General features: G+C 74.2%; 16 protein-coding genes. 3 read left to right on the top strand and 13 right to left on the bottom strand.

The window, feature by feature from the left end; all coding sequences use genetic code 11:
• The 12 genes from ABTZ91_RS05770 to ABTZ91_RS05715 all read right to left on the bottom strand — a co-directional run bounded on the left by ABTZ91_RS05770 (position 1) and on the right by ABTZ91_RS05715 (position 15730).
• Positions 1–2448 carry a tetratricopeptide repeat protein gene (locus ABTZ91_RS05770; RefSeq protein ID WP_352076045.1) on the bottom strand — a complete coding sequence of 816 codons (2448 nt, stop codon included), beginning with the start codon at positions 2446–2448 and terminating at the stop codon, positions 1–3.
• A gap of 59 nt (positions 2449–2507) precedes the next feature.
• Complete coding sequence (locus tag ABTZ91_RS05765; protein ID WP_352075862.1) at positions 2508–3785, bottom strand: hypothetical protein; 1278 nt, start codon at positions 3783–3785, stop codon at positions 2508–2510.
• 15 nt (positions 3786–3800) lie between these two features.
• Entirely contained in the window at positions 3801–4898 is a 1098-nt protein-coding gene (locus ABTZ91_RS05760) for a glutamate ABC transporter substrate-binding protein (RefSeq protein WP_407077905.1), read from the bottom strand.
• A 50-nt stretch (positions 4899–4948) separates the two neighbouring features.
• Positions 4949–6379, bottom strand: coding sequence for a hypothetical protein (locus ABTZ91_RS05755; protein WP_407077897.1), 1431 nt, complete (start codon positions 6377–6379; stop codon positions 4949–4951).
• Positions 6380–6671: 292 nt separating this feature from the next.
• A complete protein-coding gene (locus ABTZ91_RS05750) occupies positions 6672–7661 on the bottom strand; it encodes a BadF/BadG/BcrA/BcrD ATPase family protein (RefSeq protein ID WP_352075860.1) in 990 nt (329 codons plus the stop codon).
• Positions 7652–8917 carry a 6-phospho-beta-glucosidase gene (locus ABTZ91_RS05745; protein ID WP_352075859.1) on the bottom strand — a complete coding sequence of 422 codons (1266 nt, stop codon included), beginning with the start codon at positions 8915–8917 and terminating at the stop codon, positions 7652–7654. The genes ABTZ91_RS05750 and ABTZ91_RS05745 overlap by 10 nt, the downstream gene beginning before the upstream one ends.
• 8 nt (positions 8918–8925) lie before the next feature.
• Positions 8926–9831 (bottom strand): carbohydrate ABC transporter permease, encoded by a 906-nt coding sequence (locus ABTZ91_RS05740; protein ID WP_352075858.1) that lies wholly within the window; start codon positions 9829–9831, stop codon positions 8926–8928.
• Complete coding sequence (locus tag ABTZ91_RS05735) at positions 9828–10775, bottom strand: sugar ABC transporter permease (RefSeq protein WP_352075857.1); 948 nt, start codon at positions 10773–10775, stop codon at positions 9828–9830. Before ABTZ91_RS05735 ends, ABTZ91_RS05740 begins: the two co-directional genes overlap by 4 nt.
• Before the next feature lie 4 nt (positions 10776–10779).
• Positions 10780–12123, bottom strand: a complete 1344-nt coding sequence (locus ABTZ91_RS05730) for an ABC transporter substrate-binding protein (RefSeq protein ID WP_352075856.1) — start codon at positions 12121–12123, stop codon at positions 10780–10782.
• 88 nt (positions 12124–12211) lie between these two features.
• Positions 12212–13453, bottom strand: coding sequence for an ROK family transcriptional regulator (locus tag ABTZ91_RS05725; protein WP_352075855.1), 1242 nt, complete (start codon positions 13451–13453; stop codon positions 12212–12214).
• A 215-nt stretch (positions 13454–13668) separates the two neighbouring features.
• Positions 13669–14484, bottom strand: coding sequence for a sulfite exporter TauE/SafE family protein (locus ABTZ91_RS05720; RefSeq protein WP_352075854.1), 816 nt, complete (start codon positions 14482–14484; stop codon positions 13669–13671).
• A gap of 178 nt (positions 14485–14662) precedes the next feature.
• Positions 14663–15730 (bottom strand): mechanosensitive ion channel family protein, encoded by a 1068-nt coding sequence (locus tag ABTZ91_RS05715; RefSeq protein ID WP_352076043.1) that lies wholly within the window; start codon positions 15728–15730, stop codon positions 14663–14665.
• 257 nt (positions 15731–15987) lie between these two features.
• On the opposite strand from ABTZ91_RS05715, the gene ABTZ91_RS05710 reads away from it, so the two are divergent.
• Positions 15988–16557, top strand: a complete 570-nt coding sequence (locus tag ABTZ91_RS05710; RefSeq protein ID WP_352075853.1) for an HNH endonuclease — start codon at positions 15988–15990, stop codon at positions 16555–16557.
• Positions 16558–16599: 42 nt separating this feature from the next.
• Here the strand turns inward: ABTZ91_RS05710 and ABTZ91_RS05705 are convergent, their stop codons facing one another.
• The gene (locus ABTZ91_RS05705; protein WP_352075852.1) at positions 16600–19662 is read right to left on the bottom strand and encodes a beta-N-acetylglucosaminidase domain-containing protein; all 3063 of its coding nucleotides are present in this window, start codon (positions 19660–19662) and stop codon (positions 16600–16602) included.
• A 185-nt stretch (positions 19663–19847) separates the two neighbouring features.
• Here ABTZ91_RS05705 and ABTZ91_RS34130 point away from each other — a divergent pair, with 185 nt between their 5' ends.
• Together ABTZ91_RS34130 and malQ are read left to right on the top strand one after the other, a co-directional pair.
• The gene (locus tag ABTZ91_RS34130; RefSeq protein WP_407077904.1) at positions 19848–20102 is read left to right on the top strand and encodes a hypothetical protein; all 255 of its coding nucleotides are present in this window, start codon (positions 19848–19850) and stop codon (positions 20100–20102) included.
• A 1-nt stretch (position 20103) separates the two neighbouring features.
• Complete coding sequence (gene malQ / locus ABTZ91_RS05700; RefSeq protein ID WP_352075851.1) at positions 20104–22398, top strand: 4-alpha-glucanotransferase; 2295 nt, start codon at positions 20104–20106, stop codon at positions 22396–22398.
• The last annotated feature ends 8 nt before the right edge of the window (positions 22399–22406 follow it).

Here is a 22406-nt window from a genome sequence, read left to right as displayed (position 1 = left end):
TCACACCCACGTCCTGGGGCGGAAGCGGTTGGCCCGCTCCACCAGTTCGATCCTCTCCTCGCCGCGCTGGGCGAGCCGGGCGAGCACCCGGTACGAGCGCTCCAGGCCGAAGCGCAGTCCGCGCTCGTCCAGCGCGCTGCCCAGCAGCACCGTGCCGGCCGGGTCACCGCCGGGGCTTCCGGACAGCACCCAGTCGAGCGCCGTGCCGAGCACCTCCGTGGACAACTGCTCACGGCGCACCGCGTCCAGGCCGAAGCCCTGCAGCGCGGAGACCTGCGCCGCGGCGGCGGTCAGGTCGTCGCCCAGCGGCTCGTTCGCGGGCCGGCGGCGCAGCCGGGCCCGTACGGCGGCGACCCGGGCCGCCGTGTAGTGGATGGACGACTCCGGCACGGACTCCAGCGTGCGCACCGCGCCCGCCCGGTCGCCCGCCGCCAGCTGCACCCGCGCGAGACCGAAGGCCGCGCTGACGTAGCTCGGGTCGGTCGCCCACACCAGGCGGTAGTACTCCGCCGCGTTGTCCAGCTGCCCGAGCACCTCGGCGCACACGCCGAGCGCCAGCTTGGGCGCCGGCTCGCCGGGAAAGGCGTCGTAGATCGCGTCGAAGGAGAGCGCCGCGCTCTCCCGGTCGCCACCGATCAGGGAGGTGACGCCCCGGTACCAGACCACCCGCCAGTCGTCGCCGTACCCCTGCTCCAGGGTGGCGAGCGCCTGCCCGGCGGCGCCCAGATCGCCCATCTCCAGGCGGGCCCGCAGCTCGCGCAGCCGCAGTTCGAGCGAGGCGACCGGCGCCGCGTGCAGGGCGGTGATCAGCTCGGCCGGAGCCGCCGCCAGCAGACCGGCGAGGAAACCGGCGTTGGGGTCGCCCGGGTCGACCCTCGGCACCGGCAGCGCGAGCGCGGTGGCGGGCACGTCGAGCATCCGCAGGAAGCTGCCGGCCCGCCCGCTCACCGACGCGGGCAGCGCCGTGCGCCGCCCGCGGCGGACCTCGCGCGCCCCCAGGACCGACACGTCGTCGCTGAGCTCCGCGAACAGCTCCGTGTCCGTGACCCGCACCTCGGCGCCGAAGAGCGTCGACAGGGCGGGGCGCGGGCGGCCCGACTGGAGCGCCACGACCTCCCGCAGCACACCCGTCAGCTGCTCGGCCATCTCCTGCGCGGAGGCGAACCGGCGCGCCGGGTCCGGGTCGGTGGCCCGCACCAGGAAGCGGTAGAACGACTCGTACGTACGGAAGACCTCGATGCCGTCCGGCGCCGGCAGCGAGTCCACGAACACGTTCGTGTAGCCCTGGAAGTCGAAGGTCAGCACGGCCAGGGTGCGCGCCACCGTGTACAGGTCGCTCGCCACCGAGGGACCGACCTCGGCCACCTCCGGCGCCTGGTAGCCGACCGTGCCGTAGATCGCCGACTCGTCGTCGTCCATGCGCCGGACCGCGCCCATGTCGATCAGCTTCAGCTGGTCCTCGGTCTGGATGGCGTTGTCGACCTTGAAGTCGCAGTACAGCAGGTTGCGGCTGTGCAGATGGGCCAGCGCCTCCAGGGCCTCGATGCCGTACGCGCAGGCCTGCTCGACCGGCAGCGGATCGCGCCGGCCGTCCGGGGTGCGGCGCTCGTTGGCGATCTCCTTGAGGGACTTGCCGCCCACGTACTCCATGACGATGTAGCCGTCCAGGGAGCCGGTGCGCTGGTCCAGGTGCTCGACGAAGTTGTAGATGCGGACGATGTTGGCGTGCTCGATCTCCGCGAGGAAGCGGCGCTCGGAGATCGCCGCGGCCATGGCGTCCTGGTCACCGGTGTCGAGCAGGCCCTTGAGGACCACCCAGCGGTCCGAGACCGCCTTGTCGACGGCGAGGTAGATCCAGCCGAGACCGCCGTGGGCGAGACAGCCCACCACCTCGTACTGGCCGTGCACCACGTCCCCGCCGCGCAGCTTGGGCACGAACGAGTACGGGTGGCCGCACTTGGTGCAGAAGCCCTCCGTGCGGCCCGGCCGGTCGTCGCGCGAACGGCCCACCGGGGCGCCGCAGTCGGAACGCGAGCAGAATCGCTTCCTCTCGGGCACCTCCGGGTTCGCCATCACCGCCGCCCGCGGGTCCGGCCGCGGTACCTCCGGCACCGTCACCAGACCCGCGCCGAGCCGGCCCCGCCCCGACTGGCCACTGCTCGAACCCGAGCTGCGCACCGACACCGAACGGGCCGTGCTCTGCCCCGACAGCGCGCGCGAGAGCCGCCCCGAGACGGAACGCCGGGACGCCGAGGACCGCGCCGAGCGCGAGGACGTACGCGACGAGGCGGCCGAGCCGGCCGAGACGGAACGGGCCGACTCCGACCCGCCCCCGGCCGCGCCGGTGCCGGGCACCGCCACCCCCGTACGCGTCGACCGCAGCATGCCGCCGGGCGCCACCACCGGGGCGAGCCCGCAGGTGTCGCAGTACAGCTCGCCGCCTCCCATGTCCTCGTACGAGCCCTCGCACGACGGACGCTGACAGCTGCCCACTCGGGACTCCCCGCTCACCACTGACTCCCCCTGCCGTCCCTCGGCCCGGACAGCGTCTCCGCCGCCGCCTGCTGGTAGCGCAGCACCGCCTGCTCGGCGGCCCGCAGATCGCACGGGGCGCTCCACAGCATCCGGCGGGCCGTGTCGTACCGCTCGATCAGCAGCGGGTCCTCCGCCGCGCCGAGCCGGGCCACCTTCGCCTTGTACGCGTCGAGCCGGCCGCGCAGCTCGGCGCGGACCGCCAGCGGCGCGGTCACCGCCGTCAACGACTCGCGGGCCCGCAGCAGTTCGTCCTCCGCCTCCCGCTCCAGGGCGTCCAGGAGCGGCGAGAGCCGGTGCCACTGGGCGTGCCTGCGGTACTCCGCGGCCGTCGCGAGCCGTTCATGGAGCGCCGTCGGCGGTCCGCTGACGGCCGGCACCTCGGAGGCGGCGATCTTCGCGAGGACCTCGCCCCGGGCCGCCCGCGCCTCGGCGAGCGTGCGGTCCGCCCGCGACAGCACGTCCCGCAGCCGCAGCAGCCGGTCCTCCGCGTCCTGCCGGACCTGGAGCACCGCCTCGATCTCCCGCCGGACGTCCTCCAGGGCGCGGGCCGCCGTGTCGTAGCGCGTGGTGTCCGGGCGGCCGCCACCGGGGGCCGAACTGCCCTCGGCGGGCCGCCAGAAGGCCAGCGGATCGGACACGACCTGGGCGCGCAGCGCGGCCAGCTCGGCCGTGATGGCCTCCAGCTCGTCCCCGGCCGGATGCTCCCCGGGCCGCACGCCGACCGAGTGCGCGAGCGACCGCGTCCGGCCCAGCTCGGCGGCGAGCAGGTCTATCCGCGCGGGCAGCGCCGACCACACGGCGTCGGCGGTGACGACCACGTCGAGCGAGGCCGCGTACAGCTCGTTCATCCGCCGCACGAGCCCGTCCAGGGTGAACCGCTCGGCGAGCCGGGCCTGCTCGCTCGCCCCGCCCGACACGTGCACGCTCTCGCCGCGCAGCCGGTCGGTCAGCTCCGCCAGCTCCTCGCGGCCCGGCCAGCGCCGCCGGGACCGCACCTCACGGGCGTCGTGCAGCGCGGCCGTGTAGGCGTCGAAGTACGTCCACAGCAGGGTGATCGTCCGCTCGGTGGCCTGCCAGCGGTCCCGGGTCGTGCCGGTCAGCTCGGCGCCTTCGAGCAGCCTTCGGCCCGCGTGGTCCTGGAGCGCGAGGAGCGAGTCCTCGACCGCCTTGTGCTCCGCGCCGAGCCGCGCCAGCGCACGGTCCACCTCGTCCCGGTCCATCACCGGCCCGGGGGGTCCCGCGACGCCCATCGATCACCTCTTTCGTCACTGCTTGTACTTGGGGGCGGGCGGCCCGGCGATGCCGGGCAGGTCCGCCTTCAGCCACTTCGCGTACGCCGCCTGCCAGGGGCCCTGCCGGTACTGCACGAGGACCTGGTTGACCCGGCGCACCAGGTCCTCGTTGCCGAGCTTCACCGCCACGCCGTAGTACTCGGTGGTGAACCGGCTGCCCTTGAGCTCGACGGCCGGGTCCTGGGCGGCCTGCCCGGCGGCCAGCGCGTTGTCGGTGACGACCGCGTCGACCTCGCCCATCTGGAGCCGGGCCAGACAGTCCAGCTGGTTGGGCACGGTCAGCAGGTCCGGGTCGTCCTTGGTGCCGTCGCCCGCCTCCTTGAAGACGGCGCCGAAGGACTTCTCCTCCAGGGCCTCGTACGCCGTCGAGCCCTCGGCCGTGCACACCCGCTTGCCGCTCAGCGAGGCGTCGTAGCCGGTGACGGGCGAGGACTTGGGGGCGAGGACCTGCTGCCCGACCTCGAAGTAGGCGGTGGAGAAGGCGACCTGCTGGATGCGCTTGCAGTTGATCGTCATCGTCCGCACGACGAGGTCGACCTTGCCGCTCTCCAGCGCGGCGATGCGCTGGTTGGTCGGGATCGTGCGGAAGATGACGGCGTCCTCCGAGCCCAGGATCGCCTTGGCGATGGCCTTCGCCAGGTCGATGTCGAAGCCCTCCAGACGTCCCGGCTCCTCCTTCACCGTGCCGTCGGGCAGCCGGGTGACGGTGGGCGGGGTGCGAAAGCCCCACTTGTAGCTGGACTGGTCCACGCCCACCACGAGCTTGCCGCGGTTCTTGATCCGGGTCACCGCGGGGCCGTCGGCGCTCGACGGGCGCAGCGAGGCCTCGGGGTCGCGGCAGGTCTCGGCGCTGTCCGCGCTGATCTGCACGCCCCGGCCCACACCGGGGCCCGAGCCGCCGCTCCCGCCCTCGTCGGCGGCGGTGCGCGGCAGCGCGACCAGGGCGAGCGAGGCCGTCAGGGCGCAGGCCACGGCCATGGCGCCCACACCGCCCCAGCCCCGCAGCCGTCCGGCGAGCCGCCGGGTGCGGGGCCCGCCGGGCGTCACAGGGTCTGGCACCGGGCCCGGCATCCGGCCCGTACCGTTCGTCCGCTCGACGCCGTCCGGCATCCCGCCCCCTCTCACCGGTACTCCGACAGTCTGCGGTTGATGCCCGTCACGGCGCCCGCCGCGGCGAGCACGCCCAGCGCGGCCGCTCCGAGCGGCAGGCCGGACAGCGCGTCCCGGCCCTTCTCGGCGGCGCGGGTGAACTCGTCCTGCTCGTGGTCCAGGGCCCGGCCGAGGGCCGCGTCGACCTGGTCGAAGGACTGGCCGGTCGACTGCGAGCTGCCGATGATCCGGTTCATGGCGCCGGTGAAGTCGCCCGCGTCGTCCAGCTCCCGGGCCTGCCGGTGGCGCTGGCGCCATTCGCCGGTGCGGGCCGCGGCCTCGGTGAGCGGGGCGCGCCCCGCCTCGTCGTCGGCGAGCCGCCGTGCCTTGTCGAGGGCGGCGGTCAGGGCGGCCGCGCTGCTCGCGTAGTCGGCCTCGTACTTGTCCTGCTTGCCGTCCTCGGTGAGGACGGCGCCACGCGCGACCACGGTCAAGTTCTCGTTGGCGCGGGCCTTCAGGGAGCTGATCCGGGCCTCGTTGAGCACCTGGAGGGACTCCTGGCCGTGCGCCCTGGCGTCGTTCAGACCGGCCCTGGCCAGGCCGTGTCCGGCGAGCAGCCACAGCAGGGCGGTCGCACAGGCCGCGGTCGCGGCGAGCAGTCCGCGGTTGAACACCCGGTTGGTCATCGCGTAGTTGCGGCGCTGGGCCCACACCAGGACGGCCAGGGCCAGCACTCCGAGGGCGAGCGACAGGAACGGCCAGGCGCGGGCCTCGTCCTCGTCCTGGCGCAGCCGCTCGGTCTCCGCCGCGTACAGCCGCTCGGCGGCCGGCAGCAGCGCCTGCGTCATCGTCTGGTTCGCGTAGCGCAGGTAGGCGCCACCGAGCGGCAGGCCCTGCCGGTTGGCGGCGCGGGCCCGCTCGATCAGGCCCGTGTAGCGCGGCAGGTGCTCGCTCAGCGTGGCGATCTCGCGGGCCGACTCGCCGTCGGCGTCCGTGCTGGCGGCGGCCCTGACGAGCAGTCGGGAGGCGGTGGTGATGTCGTCCGTGTACCGCTTGCGGATCTGAGCGGACTCCTGCGGCCCGGCGAGGAAGCCGCTCGCGGCGGTGGCGTCCGCGTCGGCGAGGGAGCGGTAGATGTCGGCGGCGTCGGCGCTCAGCGGCTGGCTGCGGCCCACCACGTCGTCCGCGAACGCGGCACGGTCGGCGACCTCGAAGGCCGTGACGGCCCCGAAGGCGACCACGAGGAGGGCCAGGACGGCCCCCAGGATCCGCAGCCGGCCGGGCTCGGTCGTGGCGGCGCGGCGCAGGATCTCCCGGCCCTCCGCCCAGGCGCCGGGCGCCGCGGGCGGTGGAACGGCCCCGGGCGCCGACGGCTGCGCGGGCACGCCGGAAACCGGCCGCGCGGGCGCGCCGGTGGTGCCCTGCGCCGCCGAGGCGGCGGGCGCGTTCGGCGGGTATGTCACGTGACCTCCCCCTCGGTCTGAGACGTCGACCCGTCCTCGCGGTGGGACGGCGGACGACTACCCGGCCAGCAGTATGGCCGCAGTGCCCGTCCCGTACACCGGAAATGACGCGATCTTGTTCCTATCGTGCCCCATGCCTCCGTCGCTTCCGCAGGCGAACCCCCCATCAACCCCTTCACTCTGAATACGTCGCGCGGCCGAAATCGGTTCCACCTTCGAACCTCCTCGATCGGGTGAACATGCGTGCGGGGCGCCCCGTGAGGGACGCCCCGCACCCAGCCCGTCCGACGACTCAGGCCGCCTCGTAGTGCTCCCGCAGCCGGGCCGCCGCCTCCGGGCCGGGCTCGCCCCACGCGTCGAGCGCGAGCAGCCCGGCGCCCAGCACCGGCGGCGCGGTCACCACCCGGACCTGCGCCTTCGGCGCCTTCACGGCGAGCAGTTCGGCGATCTTGCCGTCGAGAAGCGGGTGCCGCGCGGCCAGCACGCTGCCGCCGAGGACCACCGGCGCCGCCTCGTCGAGCAGCCCGAGCCGCCCGAGGGCGACCGAGGCCATCGCCACGACCTCCTCGGCCTGCCGGTCGACCAGCGCCCGGGCCACCGGGTCACCCTCCGCGGCCGTACGGAACAGCACCGGCGCCAGTTCGTGCCTGCGCACCGCCGGGATCCGCCCCAGGTGCAGCGCCTCGATCAGCGCGTACATGGTGGGAAGGCCGAAGTGTCCGGGCAGGGTGCGGGCGAGCGCGGTCGGCTCGCCCCGGCCGTCCTCGGCGCGCGCGGCCCACCACAGCGCCTCCTCGGCCAGGCCCCCGCCGCCGCCCCAGTCGCCGGAGATCTTCCCGATCGCCGGGAAACGCGCGGTCCGCCCGTCCGGCGTCATGCCGACGCAGTTGATCCCGGCCCCGCACACCACGGCCACACCCCGCGGCTCGTCGATCCCGGCCCGCAGGAGGGCGAAGGTGTCGTTGCGGACCTGCACCGAACGGCTCCAGGCGCGCGCCTCCAGGGCGGCCTTCAACCTCTCCTCCTCCACGGCCAGATCGGCGTTGGCGAGACAGGCCACGACATAGGCGAACCGGGGCGGCAGCCCGCCGCCGCCGGCCGCCTCCCACGCCCGGCCGACGATCTCCGCGAGCCGGTCGACCGCCGTCTCCACCCCCACCACCGGCGGCTGGAACCCGCCGCCGCGCGCCTCGCCCAGGACACGGCCGTCCCGGGCGAGGACCGCGACGTCGGTCTTGCTGTTCCCCGCGTCGACCGCCAGCAGCGCTCCGTTCACGCCCACGCCAGGTGCTCCCGGTTGTGCGCGATCAGCCGGTCGGTGAGCCCGTCCGCGTACCCGTACTGCCCCACCAGCGGGTGCGCGAGCAGCGCCTTGAACACCCGGTCGCGCCCGCCGCGCAGCGCCGCCTCCAGGGCCAGGTCCTCGTACGCGGTGACATTGGCGATCAGCCCGGCGTACAGCGGGTCGAGCGGCGCGACCGGCAGTGGCGAGGCACCGCCGCGGCCGACCGCCGCCTGCACCTCGATCACGGCGTCGTCGGGGAGGAACGGCAGCGTGCCGTTGTTGTACGTGTTCACCACCTGGTACGGCGAGCCGCCCCCGCCGAGCAGCGAGGCCGCCAGGTCCACGGCCGCCTCCGAGTAGAAGGCGCCGCCGCGCTTCGCGAGCAGCGCCGGCTTCTCGTCGAGCGCCGGATCCCCGTACATCTCCAGGAGCTCCTTCTCCATCGCGGCGACCTCGGCCGCCCGCGACGGCTTGGTGCGCAGCTCGTCCACGACGGCGTCGTGGACGTAGAAGTAGCGCAGGTAGTACGAGGGGACGACACCGAGCCGGTCCACCAGGGAGCGCGGCAGGCGCAGGTCGTCGGCGAGGGCGTCGCCGTGCTCGGCGAGCAGCCGCGGCAGCACGTTCTCGCCCTCCGGGCCGCCGAGCCGTACGCCCGTCTCCCACGTCAGGTGGTTGAGCCCGACGTGGTCGAGGTGGACGTCGGCCGGGGCCACGCCGAGCAGGGCGGCGAACTTCCGCTGGAAGCCGATGGCCACGTTGCACAGGCCGACGGCCTTGTGGCCGGCCTGGAGCAGCGCCCGGGTGACGATGCCGACGGGGTTGGTGAAGTCGATGATCCAGGCGTCCGGGTTGGCGCGGCGGACCCGCTCGGCGATGTCGAGGACCACCGGGACCGTGCGCAGCGCCTTGGCGAGGCCGCCCGCGCCGGTGGTCTCCTGGCCGACGCAGCCGCACTCCAGCGGCCAGGTCTCGTCCCGCTCGCGGGCGGCCTGACCGCCGACGCGCAGCTGGAGCAGGACGGCGTCGGCGCCGTCGACGGCCGCGTCGAGGTCGGAGGTGGTGACGATCCTTCCGTCGTGGCCCTGCTTGGCGAAGATCCGCCGGGCGAGGCCGCCGACCAGGTCGAGCCGTTCGGCGGCCGGGTCGACGAGGACGAGTTCGGTGAGGGGCAGGGTCGCGCGCAGCCGCGCGAATCCGTCGATCAGTTCGGGGGTGTAGGTGGAGCCGCCCCCCACGACAGCGAGCTTCATACGATCAGTCAGCCCTTCACTCCGGTCAGTGTGACGCCCTCGACGAATGCCTTCTGGGCGAAGAAGAAGACGAGGATCACGGGGGCCATGACCAGGACGGTCGCGGCCATGGTCAGATTCCAGTCGGTGTGGTGCGCGCCCTTGAAGGACTCCAGGCCGTAGCTCAGGGTCCAGGCGGCCGGGTTCTCGGAGGCGTAGATCTGCGGCCCGAAGTAGTCGTTCCACGCGGCGAAGAACTGGAAGAGCGCGACGGCCGCGATGCCCGGCTTCGCCATCGGCAGGACGACCCTGACGAGGGTGCGCAGTTCGCCGCAGCCGTCGACGCGGGCCGCGTCGAGGTACTCGTTCGGGATGGTCAGCAGGAACTGGCGCAGCAGGAAGATGGAGAACGCGTCGCCGAAGGCCATCGGGACGATCAGCGGCCACAGCGTGCCGGACAGGTCCAGCTGCTTGGCCCAGAACAGGTACATCGGGATGATCACGACCTGCGGCGGCAGCATCATCATGGAGACGACCAGCATCAGCGCGAGCCGGCTGCCGCGGAAGCGGAACCTGGCCAGCGCGTACGCCACCGGTATCGAGGACAGCACGGTCAGGACCGTGCCGAGCCCCGCGTACAGCAGGGTGTTGCGCCACCAGGTGAGGAAGCCCGGCGTCTCGAAGACGCGGACGTAGTTGCCCCACTCCCAGGTGTCCGGGGTGAGGTCGCGGGTGAGGGCCTGCTGGTCGCTCATCAGCGAGGTGAGCAGCACGAAGACGAACGGCAGCACGAAGAACAGCGCGGCGGCGACGCCGAGCGAGTGCACCGCGATCCAGTGCAGGACCGCCTTGCGGCGGGCGGTCCGGGCGGCCGGCGTACCCCCGGGGGCGGGGGCGGCGGCCGGGACCTTCGGGGTGTCGAGGAGCTGGCTCAAGGTCGGTCACCCGCCTGGACGAGACCGCCGCGGCGGCGCATGAGCAGCCCGGTGAAGAGCATGGCCAGGGCGAAGAGGACGAGGGCGGTGGCGCAGGCCGCGCCGTAGTCGAAGCGCTGGAAGCCGAGGTTGTAGACGAGCTGCGGCAGGGTCAGCGTGGACTTGTCCGGGTATCCGGGCTCGAACTGCTGCCCCGAGCCGCCGATCACACCGGAGGCGACCTTTCCGGCCACCAGCGGCTGCGTGTAGTACTGCATGGCCTGGATGACGCCGGTGACCACGGCGAACAGCACGATCGGCGAGATGTTCGGCAGGGTCACGTAGCGAAAGCGCTGGAGTGCCGAGGCCCCGTCCAGCTCGGCGGCCTCGTACTGCTCCTTCGGCACGTCGAGCAGCGCGGCCATGAAGATGACCATGAGGTCGCCGACGCCCCACACCGCGAGCATGGTGAGCGCGGGCTTGGACCAGGCGGCGTCGGTGAACCAGGCGGGGGCGGGGACGCCGAGCCCTTCGAGGACCGAGTTGACCGGGCCGGTGCCGGGGTTGAGCAGGAAGACGAAGGCGAGGGTCGCCGCCACCGGCGGCGCCAGGTAGGGCAGGTAGAACAGCGTGCGGAAGATTCCCGCGCCCGTCTTGATCTTCGTGATGAGCAGGCCGACGCCGAGTCCGAAGACGACCCGGCAGGTCACCATCACGACCACCAGCCACAGGGTGTTGCGCAGCGCGGGCCAGAACATGGGGTAGTCGGAGAAGACGTACGTCCAGTTGTCCAGGCCGTTGAAGGAGGGGGCGCCGAAGCCGTCGTAGTGCGTGAAGGAGAAGTAGACGGTCGAGGCCATCGGGTAGGCGAAGAAGACGCCGAAGCCGATCAGCCACGGCGACAGGAAGGCCGCCGTCCGCAGCGCCGCGCGGCGGCGCTTCGACCGGAGGGTGATCGCGCCCATGCCGTCACTTCGCCTTGGCGATGTCGGTGTCGATCTGCCGAGCGGTCTTCTCCAGACCGGCCTTGAGGTCGGTGACCGCGCCCTTCTCGTACTGGAGGGCGAAGTCCTGGATCGTGTTGAGGTAGGCCGCGCCGTTGACCGCGCCGGCCGGGGTGTTGGACTTCGGGTGCTGGGCGATGTCGAGGAAGGTCTTGAAGCGGGGGTCGACCTTCAGGTCCGGCGACTTCAGCGCCTCGAAGGTGGAGGGCACGTTGCGGATGCCGTTGGCGAAGGCGACGACGGCCTCGGTGTCCGTGGTCATGAACTTGACCAGTTCCCAGGCGGCGTTCTGCTTCCGGCTCTGCGGGGCGATGCCCATGATCGTGCCGGACAGGAAGCCCTTGCCGTACTCGGCGGCCCGGCCGTCCGGTACGGGCATCGGGGCGACGCCGATCTCGAAGGGCACCTTGGCGTCGGTGGCCATGCCGAGCCGCCACTCGCCGTCCAGCTGCATGGCGACCTGGCCGGTGTGGAAGGGATGCTTGGCGCCCCACTCGTCGCCGAAGGTGGTGCGGTACTTCTCCAGCTTCGCGTAGCCGCCGAGCTCGTCGACCATCTTCTTCTGGACGGTCATCATCTCGGCGAACGCCGGGTCGGAGGCGACGGCGGACTTCCCGTTCGCGTCGAAGTACGTGGGGCCCCAACTGCCCAGGTAGTGCTCGGTGGTGGTCTCGTAGCCGTGGTAGTTCGGCATGAAACCGAGCTGCTCGTAGCCGTCGCCCTTGGCCCGGGTGAGCTTCTTGGCGGTGGCGAGGAGCTCGGAGTAGGTCCTCGGGGGCTTCTCGGGGTCGAGTCCGGCCTTCTTGAAGGCGTCCTTGTTGTAGTAGAGGCCGTAGGCGTCGGTGAGCAGCGGCATCGCGCACCGCTTGCCCTCGAACTGGGTGTAGTCGAGCAGGGTCTTCGGGATGATCTTTCCGAGGTCCAGCTTCGACTTCTCGATGAACGGGCCGAGGTCGGCGAAGGCGCCCGAGGAGCAGAACTTGCCGACGTTGGACGTGGTGAAGGACGACACCACGTCGGGGCCCTTGGAACCGCCGGTGCGCAGCGCCTGGTTGAGTTTGTCGTCGTTGATGTTGCCGACGACGTCGACCTTGATGTTGGGGTGCGCCTTCTCGAAGCGTTTGACGCTGTCGTTGATGGCCTTCACCTCGGAGGGGGCGGACCAGCCGTGCCAGAAGGTGATCCGGGTGTCGGCCTTGGGGTCGTCGGTCGCGCCGTTGTTGGCGGAGCCGGTACAGGCGGAGGTGAACAGGGCGAGGGAGGCGGTCGCGGCGACGGCGGCGGCGAGCCTGCGGTGGCGTGCGGACATGACGGGTTCTCCCTGGGACGGGTGGGGTGGGGGAGGAAGACGGGGTGGGGGAGGAAGACGGGGCGGGGCGGGGCGGGTGGGTTCCGGCTTATCGGGAGGTGTCGAAGACCTCGTCGCGGGTGGCGGCGAGGGCGGATTCGAGCGCGCCGCGCAGCACGGGGTGCCGGTCGACGGCGGCGAGCACGAGCCGGGGCCGGGAGGCGGCGAGATCGGCGAGCTGGGCCTGGACGCGGGCGCGCAGCGGCTCCCCGCCGGAGGTGATCGCGGAGCCGGACAGCACGATCAGTTCCGGATCGAGTACGGCGACGAGGGCCGCGAGCCCGGTGGCGAGCCGTTCCGCGTAGACGTCGAGGAGGCGGGCGTGGCGCTCGTCCTCGGCGTGGCGTTCGGCGGCCTCGGTGAGCAGCCGGGCCGCGACCTCCACGTACGGCTGCTCGGCCGTGCGGATCCCGACGGCCTTGGCGATCCGGGGGACGGACTGCACCCCGGCGAGCTCCTGGAAGCCGCCGGAGTTGGCCTTGGCGACCTGCCGGACGAGCGGGGTGCCGGGCACGGGCAGGAAGCCGACCTCGCCGGCGCCGCCGGTGAAACCGCGGTGCAGCCGGCCGCCGAGGACGAGGGCGGCGCCGAGGCCGGACTCGTTCCACAGCAGGACGAAGTCCTCGTGGCCGCTCGCGGCGCCGAGGCGCTGTTCGGCGAGGGCGACGAGGTTGACGTCGTTCTCGTACTCGAACGGCATGGGCAGGGCGAAGGCCAGCTCCTCCAGGAGGGTGGGGGAGTGCCAGCCGGGCAGGTGGGAGGCGTAGCGCAGCCGCCCGGTCGCCGGGTCGAAGGCGCCGGGGGTGCCGATGACGAGGCGGTGTACGTCTCCGAGGGCGAGCCCGGCGTCCTTGACGGCCCCGTCGAGGGCGTCGACCACCTGCCGCACCACGTCGTCGGCGCCCCGCCCGGGCGTCGGCAGCCGGAACTCGCCGACCACCTCGCCGGTGATGTCGGCGACGGCCGCGTGGATCCGCTCGGGGCTGACGTCGAGCCCGGCGGCGTGGGCGGCCCGGGGATTCACCCCGTACAACTGCGCGTTGGGCCCCGGCCGCCCCTCGGTGGTGCCGGTGGCGACGACGAGCCCGGCCGCCTCCAACCGGGCGAGCAGCTGCGAGGCGGTCGGCTTGGAGAGCCCGGTGAGCTTCCCGATCCGGGTCCGCGACAGCGGCCCGTGCGCCAGCAGCAGATCGAGCGCGGCCCGGTCGTTCATGGCCCGCAGCACGCGGGGGGTACCGGGGGTCGCCGGAGTTCCAGGGGTCCCGGGGGTTCCCGGGGTCGTACCGGCCATGGACGCGCCACCTGCCTCGCTGCCGAGCTGCACTGTTAGGAAAGTTTCCTATTGGGCTGGGAGGAAGGTAAGACGGAGGTCAGCGGGCCGTCAATACCCAGGAGGGCGGCGGCTACGCGGCTCACGTCCCCGCGCGGCGCCCGGGTCCCGGACTCGCGGGGCCGTCGCGCGTGACGAGCAGGTCCGCCGGGCCCGTGCCCGTGCCCGCGCAGCGGTCAGGCGTGCCGGGCCACCTTCGCCGCCGAGGCCAGGAGAATCAGGGCCAGGGCCGGGACCAGCACCGCGTCCGGGACGGCGCCGACGAGGAGGCCGCCCAGCAGCGCGCCGGTGATCGAGCCGGCCGTCAGCACGGCGGCGAAGCGGCGGTGGGCGGACAGGACCGCGAAGCTGCCGTCGCGGCTGTAGCGGGCGAAGGCCACCAGCATGGTCGGCAGGGAGACCAGCAGGGAGAGGCTGCCCGCCGTCTTCACGTCGACCGCGAACAGCAGCACGATCGTGGGGATCAGCAGTTCGCCCCCGGCCACGCCCATGATCGCCGCGACCACCCCGATGCCGAAGCCGGCCGTGACCCCGCACGTCACCTGCGCCCACGCGGGCAGCGCGAGCGCCGCCACCGTCGTGCTGTGCGTGAAGACCAGGGCGCCCGCCATCAGCACCATCAGCGCGGCCAGCACCTTGTACAGGGTCGCGCCCCGCATCCGTACCGCCCAGGAGGCCCCCGCCCAGGCGCCCGCCAGGCTGCCCGCGAGCAGGTTGACCGCGACGGGCCAGTGCGCGGCGAGCTCGGAGGCGGGCACCGCCGCCATGCGGGCGGGCAGCGCGACCAGGACCACGACCAGGCTCATCGCCTTGTTGAGGATCACGGCGGACAGGGCGGCGAAGCCGAAGACGCCGATCAGCAGCGGGAGGCGGAACTCCGCCCCGCCGAGGCCGATCATCCCGCCGAGCACGCCGACGGCCGCCCCCGCGCAGAAGGCCCGCGGGCCCGCCTGCGCGGCACGTGCGGGAAGAAGGTCCTTGTCGACGGCCATGACCGGCATCCTCCCGGCCGGGCACCCCCGGCCGCCACGATCCCGGCCCCTCTTCGGCCGAAGACACCGGGACGCCGCCCCCGATTCGGCGGCCCGTACGACGAAGGGACGGCGGCCGTACGACGAAGGGCGCCCCGCCGCTCACCGGCGGGGCGCCCCTCACACGTAACGGGAGGACCTACTTGTTCAGGTCCGGCTTCGGCAGCGGCGTGGCCGCCGCCGACTGCGGGGAGGCCGGAGAGGCGAAGGCCGACGGTGCGGCCATGCCGGCCGTCGGGTCGGCGGACGAGGCGTCCTCCGTCTGCGGCGGGACGCCGCCGACGATACGGATGCCCGCCGCGTCCAGGGCGCGCTTGATCCGCCAGCGCAGCTCGCGCTCCACACCCAGCTTCTTGCCCGGCATCGTCTTCGCCGAGACCCGGACCGTCATCGAGTCGAGCAGCACCTCGGTCAGGCCCAGGACCTCCACCGGGCCCCACAACCGCTCGTTCCACGGCTCTTCCTTGGACATCGCCTCGGCCGCCTCGAGGATGACCTCGCGCACCCGGTCCAGGTCCTCCGTCGGGCGGACCGTCACGTCCACCGCAGCCGTCGCCCAGCCCTGGCTGAGGTTGCCGATCCGCTTGATCTCGCCGTTGCGGACGTACCAGATCTCGCCGTCGACCCCGCGCAGCTTCGTCACCCGCAGACCGACCTCGATCACCTCGCCGGACGCCACGCCCGCGTCGACCGAGTCACCCACGCCGTACTGGTCCTCAAGGATCATGAAGACGCCCGAGAGGAAGTCCGTGACGAGGTTGCGCGCGCCGAAACCGATCGCCACGCCCGCCACACCGGCGGAGGCGAGCAGCGGCGCCAGGTCGATCTTGAAGGCGCCCAGGATCATCAGCCCGGCCGTGCCCAGGATCAGGAACGAGGCCACCGAGCGCAGCACCGAGCCGATCGCCTCCGAGCGCTGCCGGCGCCGCTCGGCGTTGACCAGCAGACCGCCCAGGGCGGTGCCCTCCACCGCCTGCGCCGACCGGTTCATCCGGTCGATCAGCTTGGTCAGCGCCTTCCTGACCAGCATCCGCAGGGTGAAGGCCACGACCAGGATGAGCAGGATCTTCAGACCGGTGTTCAGCCAGGTGGACCAGTTCTGTTCCACCCAGCCGGCCGCGTTCGTGGCCTTCTCGGCCGCCTCGTCGAGCGTCACCGGTACTTGCGTCGGGTCGTCGGCTGCGCGCGGGGCGGCGGACCAGGACACGGGGAGCACGGGGGACCTCCAGGAAGGCGTTCGCAATTCATCCACACTAACGGGGGACGGGCGGTCCCCCGGACGACGTGTGCAGAGGGGAAGACGGAGCGCGGCCGGGGAAGACTCCCGGTTGCGTGCCGATGTGGTCGAGAACACCCCGGGGCCATGACCCTCACGTGGTGGCGCAGCGGCCAGGCATGAGGAGAGACTGAGAGCAGTTTCGTCCCGGCGCGAGCCACGCGCCGCCGGCGTCATAGGAGGCATCCGTGCCGCACGTCCTGGTCCTCAACGCGTCGTACGAGCCGCTCGGCGTCGTACCGCTCCGCCGCGCGCTCGTCCTCGTCCTGGAGAACAAGGCCCTGTGCCTCGAGGAGTCCGGCGCCTTCCTGCACAGCGAGAGCCGTGTCATCGCCGCGCCCAGTGTGGTGCGGCTCAAACGGTTCGTGCGGGTCCCCTACCGGGGGCCCGTTCCTCTGACCCGCAGAGCCCTGTTCGCCCGTGACGGCGGACGCTGCGTGTACTGCGGTGGCGTCGCAACCAGCGTCGACCACGTCATTCCGCGCAGCCGCGGGGGGACGCACGCCTGGGAGAACGTGGTGGCGGCCTGCCGCCGCTGCAACCACGTCAAGGCCGACCGGCACCTGCGCGAGCTGGGCTGGCGGCTGCGGCACCAACCCGCCCCGCCGACCGGTCTGGCCTGGCGGATCATCGGAACCGGCCACCGCGACCCGCGGTGGCTGCCCTACCTCCAGCCGTACGGCGCGGACGACGTCCTGGCCCGGATCGACTCGGTCGCCACCGCCCCCCACCCGCAGGGGGCCGTGACGACGGGGTGAGCCGGGCCTTTCGCGTTGGGGCCTTCGCCGTTCCCGGACGCGCTACGGGGAGTCGGGCGCCGTCCCGCCCGGCTCCCCCTCGGGCGCGGCGCCGTGCGCGTCCCGGGGCTCGTCCCCGGGGTCGTCCTGCGACCGCTCCCGGGGTGACTCCGGCGGCGGCTCCGCCACCGCGTACGTCTCCACCGACCACAGCGAGTAGCCGTACTCCGTCGCCCGCTCCTCGCCCTGCACCCGCAGGAAGCGGGTGTCCGGCGCGTCCATGCGGACCGTCTCGCGCCCGCCCCGGCCGTCCCGGACCGTGGCGGCCGTGCGCCAGACGCGGCCGTCGGCGGAGACCTGGACGCGGTAGCGGGAGGCGTAGGCGTCCTGCCAGTGCAGGACCACGCGCCCTATCCGGGCCGGCTCGGCCAGCTCCATCTGCCACCAGGCGCCGTCCTCCAGCGGCGAGGACCAGCGGGTCTCCGGGTCGCCGTCGAGGGCGTGGGCGGCCGGGAAGTCGGGCGTCTCGTCGCCGGAGGACGAGGCCGTGGCCGTACGGGCCAGGTCGGGGCCCGCGGTGCGCGGGAAGGCCCGCACCGTCAGGACCCGCTCCTCGCCCGCGAACGACACCGGGACCGCGTACGAGCCGGCCGGCGCGTCCGCCGCCACCGACACCTCCATCGGCACCGTCGTGCGGGCGCCGCGCGGCACCACGGCCTCCTTCGGCAGCCGCACCGTGATCCCCTTCGGCGGCCGGGCGGCGAGCGGCCCGCGCACCTCGGTGGCGCGCCGGCCCTCCAGGGTGACGTCGACCCGCTGGGCCGCGCCGCCGATCTCGGCGTCCGTCTCCGAGCGGGCGAGCTCCAGGCCCGCGCGCGGCTCGTCGGCGAACCACGGCACGAGGGACCGCACGCGCTGCGGGGTGCCGCCGCTCCACACGATCCGCAGCGCGTCCGCCCGCAGCCCCTTCAGGTCGGTCTGCGTCCAGCCGGAGGCGGCGAGCGGGCCGAGCCGCCGCCAGCCCTCGCCCGGCACGTACGCCTCCAGGACGCCCTCGGAGCCCGGCTCGGTCATCACCGTCACGGTCTCCACCGGGCGCGGGCGTTCCAGACGGACGGTGTACGCGTCCTCCGCCACGTCCGCCCGCTCGCCGGGGGGCCGGCCGCGGTCGGCGCCCGTCCAGGCGGCCGCCTCGGCGGCCGCCCGCGCGAGGAAGCCGTCGAGGACGTCCTTGCCGACCGTCACGTCCTTCGGCCGCAGCTCCGCGCGCCGCCGCTCCAGGTCGAGCTGGGCCCGCCAGGCGGCGGCGCCGTCCCCGCGCGCCTGGGCGAGCAGCATGTCGACGGCCGTCTCGCCGGCCGCGCCGTACCGGGAGAGCCGGTCGAGCCACGGCCCGGCCTCCTCGCCGAGCGCGCCGCCCGCCGTGCCCTTCAGGCGGTCGGGCGCCTGGCGCATCACGGTGAACGCGGCCCGCAGCTCGCGCGCCGCCTTCTCCCGTACGGCCGGGTCGGCGCCGGTGCGGCTCGCCCAGAAGGCGGCCGCGAGCGGCTTCAGATAGGCCGACTCGGCCTTCGGGTCGAGGATCGAGGAGGCGTCGTTCCCGGCGAGCGCCCGCAGCGCCTCGCGGGCCTTCGGGTCCGGTCCGGCCAGCTCGTCGACGGCGGCACGCCAGGACTCCGCGGGCCGGTAGCCCTTCGGGTTCCAGGCGAAGTCGGCGGCGGTGAACAGCGGGATGCGGGAGGCCGCGGCCTGCTCCATGCCGTTGGCGAGGAACGCGGCCGAACCGGCGGCCACGGCCGGTTCGCGGCCGGTCGCGGGCCCGAGGAAGAGCCTGTCCTGGGCGTAGTCGTTGACCGGGTAGTTGTCCATGGTGACCAGCGGGTGGCGCAGCGCCTCGCGCGCCCCGGCCAGTTCGCGTCCGGTGATGGTGCGCGGCACCACGCCGACGCCCGTCCAGGCGACCTCCACGCGCGCGTCGAGCGCGCCGGCGAGCGCCGTGCGGTAGTCGGTGGCGCCCTCCTGGTAGTACTCCGTCGGCATCAGCGACAGCGGCGCCGCACCCGGGTGGCGCCGGGCGAGGTGGTCGGCGACGGCGTTCGCCACGCGCGCGTGGGCGCGGGCGGCGGCCTCGGGGCCGCGCCCGAAGGCGTCGGCGTCGGCGGAGCCGTCGCAGCCCCACTCGCTGTAGCTGACGTCCTGGAACTGGAGCTGGAAGGCGCGCACGCCGAGCTCCCACATGGCGTCGATCTTCGCCTGGAGCGCCTTCACGTCGGCGTCCGAGGACAGGCACATGGCCTGGGCGGGGGCCACGGCCCAGGCGAGCGTCACGTGGTTGGCGGCGGCCCGTGCGGCGAGCTCCCTGAACGCGGCCCGCTCGGCCGCCGGGTAGGGCTCGCGCCACAGGGCCTGCCGGTAGGGGTCGTCACCGGGCGCGTAGAGGTAGCGGTTCTGCTTGGTGCGGCCGAGGAAGTCGATCTGGGCGAGCCGGTCGGCGGGCGACCAGGGACGCCCGTAGAAGCCCTCGGTCACTCCGCGTACGGCGGTGGACGGCCAGTCGCGCACCACCACGCCCGGCAGGGTCCCGTGCGTGCCCGCGAGTTGACGGAGTGTCTGGACGGCGTGGAAGAGGCCGTCGGTACCGGCGCCGTCGAGGACGACGGTGTCCCGGCCGTGGAGCCGGCCGGTGGCGAGCCGGTAGCCGCCGTCCGGCAGATCACCGCGTTCGGCCGCCCCGAGGGCGCGCAGCGCCGCTTCCGTTTCGACGGTGTCGCCCAGGCGGATCAGCGGGCCGCGGCCGGGCAGCGCCGTGTGCACCGTCCGCACCCCGGCCGTCTCCAGGACCTGGCGGAGGGCGGTCAGCGCGTACGGATCGGCGTCGGGGGCGGCCCGCAGGGTCACCTCGGAGCCGAGCGGCACTGCCTGGCCCGTGCGGGTCAGGGACTGCGGACGGGGCCACACGGAGGGGTCGGCGGCGCCCTGCCGGTCGGGCGAGGAGGCGGGGGCGACCGGCGTGCCGGGTGCCGCGTGCGCGACGCCGGGTACGGCGCCGCCGAGGAGTCCGCCGATGACCGCCGCGGCGACGGCCGTCGCGGTCCGCTTTCTGCGCGCGAGGTGCCCGAGAGGCAACGCGGAACTCCTCTCCCCTGGGGTCACGTGGGTCACGACTGGGTTACGAGCCCACCACCCGGGCCGACGGAGTGTCAATGCGGCTGGTCGAAGTGTCTGGTTTGCCCGGTGGCCTTTCGGCGAGGTGGCACCGTTTCACCAAAATCCACCGGTAAAACGGGGACCGATGGGTAGGGCTCCCCCGACTGTTCCGCTGTCTTACCTGTCGAGACGAACCGGGAGATCCCGTGACCGCCACCGACCACGCCTGCAAACGGGCAGGCCATCCGCTACGGAATCCGATACGGGTTCCGGCGCAGGGGACGCCGCTCACCAGCGAGCCGCCCCTCGCCCATGCCGCGCCCCTCACCAGCGAGCCGCCCCTCACGGAGGCGGCGCCCTTGACCAGCGAACCCACCGCCCGCGCCACCGCGGGCGGTTCGGAGTCCCCAGGAGTGTGACGTGACCCTGGCCCGTCTCGCCGCCCTGCACGGCGTCGCCACCGAGTACGCCCCCTCCGAGGGCGTCACGGTCAGCGTGCCCGACGCCACCGTCGTGGCGGTCCTGCGCGCCCTGGACGTGGACGCGTCCACGCCGGAAGCGCTCGCCGCGGCGCTCGACGCCGCCGAACGGGCCGCCGCGGAGCGCCTGCTGCCGCCCACGGTCGTCCACTGGCGCGACGAGGGTCAGGACGGGACGAAGGACCGGACCCGGGACCGCAGCCGGGACCGGGCGCGCGGCCAGGCGGCGTCGCCGGCGTCCCAGACCGCCCAGGCCGCGTCTCCGGCGGCCGCGGCGGCGTCCCCCGCGTCCCCGGTGGCCCCGGCGGCGGCGTCCCTCGCGGCCCAGGCGACGTCCTCCGCGTCCCCGGAGGCCCAGGAGGCGCACAGCGGGCCCCCGGGGCTCCCGCGCGGTCTGCCGCCCGGCACCCGGCTCACGGTCACCACCGAGGACGGGCGGACCGTCACGGGCCCCGACTGGAGCGCCCTCCCGCTCGGCGTGCACCGGCTCGCCGCCCACGCCCCCGACGGGCGCGGCGGCACCAGCACCCTGATCGTGGCCCCCGCGCGCGTGCCGGGCCTCGCCGGCCGGGCGTACGGACTGCTCGTCCAGCTCTACTCGCTGCTGTCCGCCCGCTCCTGGGGCATGGGCGACCTCGGTGACCTGCGCGAGCTCGCCGACTGGGCGGGCCGCACGCACGGCGCCGGATTCGTGCAGGTCAACCCGCTGCACGCGGCCGTGCCCGGGGCGCCCACCGACCCCTCCCCGTACCGCCCCTCCTCGCGCCGCTTCTCCGACCCCGTCCATCTGCGGGTCGAGGACGTCCCCGAGTACCCGTACGTCGACCCGGCCCGCCGCGAGGAGCTCGACCGGATCCTCGCGGACGCGACCGAGCTGCGCGAACGGGTCCTCCGCAAGGGCGCGCTGATCGACCGGGACGCGGTGTGGGACGCCAAGCGGCGCGCCCTGGAGCTGGTCCACGCGGTCGAGCTCGGCCCCGGCCGCCGGGCCGCCTACCGGGACTTCCTGGCCGAGCGCGGCCGGGCGCTCGAGGACCACGCCACCTACCAGGCCCTCGCCGAGCGGTACGGCCACCGCTGGCGGGAGTGGCCGGAGCGGCTGCGCCACCCGCGTACCGCCGAGGCGGTGGTCCGGGCCGACGCGGAACTGGCCGCCCGGGTCGACTTCCACTGCCGGCTCGCCTGGCTGACGGACCGGCAGCTGGCCGAGGCGGCCGACACCGCCCGGCAGGCCGGGATGACGATCGGCCTCGTGCACGACCTCGCCGTGGGCGTCCACCCGGACGGCTCCGACGCGTGGGCGCAGCAGCACGTCTTCGCGGCCGGCATGTCGGTGGGCGCCCCGCCCGACGCCTTCAACTCCCGTGGCCAGGACTGGGGCCTGCCGCCCTGGCGCCCCGACGTCCTGGCCGCCGAGGGCTACGCCCCGTACCGCGGTCTGCTGCGCGAGCTGCTGCGGCACGCGGGCGCGCTGCGGATCGACCACGTCATGGGCCTGTTCCGGCTCTGGTGGGTGCCCGAGGGCGGGGAGCCGACCGCGGGCACGTACGTCCGTTACGACTCCGAGGCGATGCTCGCGGTGCTCGTCCTGGAGGCGCACCGGGCCGGGGCCGCGGTCGTCGGCGAGGACCTGGGGACCGTCGAGCCGGGGGTGCGGGAGGCGCTGGCGCGGCGCGGGGTGCTGGGCACGTCCGTGCTGTGGTTCGAGCGCGACTGGACCGGTACGGGCCGCCCGCTGCCGCCGGAGGAGTGGCGGGCCGACTGCGTGGCCACCGCCACCACCCACGACCTGCCGTCCACCGCGGCCCGGCTCTCCGGCGACCACGTGACGCTGCGCCACCGGCTCGGCCTGCTCTCGGGCGACCTGGAGCGGGAGCGGAGCCGGGACACGGCCGAGACCGCCGAGTGGCTGGGCCTGCTCCAGCGGCTCGGCTACCTGCCGGAGGGGCCGGGCGACGAGGCGACCGAGATCCGGGCCTTCCACCGCTTCCTGGCCGCGACGCCGGCCCGGATGGTGGGGGTGTGGCTGCCGGACGCCGTCGGGGACCGCCGGCCGCAGAACCTGCCGGGGACCTGGGACCAGTACCCGAACTGGCGGCTGCCGGTCGCGGGCCCGGACGGTCAGCCGCTCGCCCTGGAGGCACTGGCCGCCTCGCCCCGCGCGCACGACCTGCTGCGGCTGCTCGCGGAGCGGGTCGGGGCCCGTACGGCACCCCCGGGCGCGCGGGCGGTTTAGGTGTTCGC

The sequence above is a fragment of the Streptomyces sp. NPDC126499 genome, from assembly GCF_040302485.1.
GTDB lineage: Bacteria > Actinomycetota > Actinomycetes > Streptomycetales > Streptomycetaceae > Streptomyces.
Note: the sequence above shows the minus strand (reverse complement) of the source record. Positions and strands in the feature narration are given on the sequence as shown.

Bases quoted from the DNA above. Each gene is read 5' to 3' on its own strand.
- ABTZ91_RS05760 (WP_407077905.1), bottom strand. From the start codon at position 4,898: ATGCCGGGCCCGGTGCCAGACCCTGTGACGCCCGGCGGGCCCCGCACC.
- ABTZ91_RS05770 (WP_352076045.1), bottom strand. From the start codon at position 2,448: ATGGGAGGCGGCGAGCTGTACTGCGACACCTGCGGGCTCGCCCCGGTG.
- ABTZ91_RS05745 (WP_352075859.1), bottom strand. From the start codon at position 8,917: ATGAAGCTCGCTGTCGTGGGGGGCGGCTCCACCTACACCCCCGAACTG.
- ABTZ91_RS05735 (WP_352075857.1), bottom strand. From the start codon at position 10,775: ATGGGCGCGATCACCCTCCGGTCGAAGCGCCGCCGCGCGGCGCTGCGG.
- ABTZ91_RS05730 (WP_352075856.1), bottom strand. From the start codon at position 12,123: ATGTCCGCACGCCACCGCAGGCTCGCCGCCGCCGTCGCCGCGACCGCC.
- ABTZ91_RS05725 (WP_352075855.1), bottom strand. From the start codon at position 13,453: ATGGCCGGTACGACCCCGGGAACCCCCGGGACCCCTGGAACTCCGGCG.
- ABTZ91_RS05720 (WP_352075854.1), bottom strand. From the start codon at position 14,484: ATGGCCGTCGACAAGGACCTTCTTCCCGCACGTGCCGCGCAGGCGGGC.
- ABTZ91_RS05765 (WP_352075862.1), bottom strand. From the start codon at position 3,785: ATGGGCGTCGCGGGACCCCCCGGGCCGGTGATGGACCGGGACGAGGTG.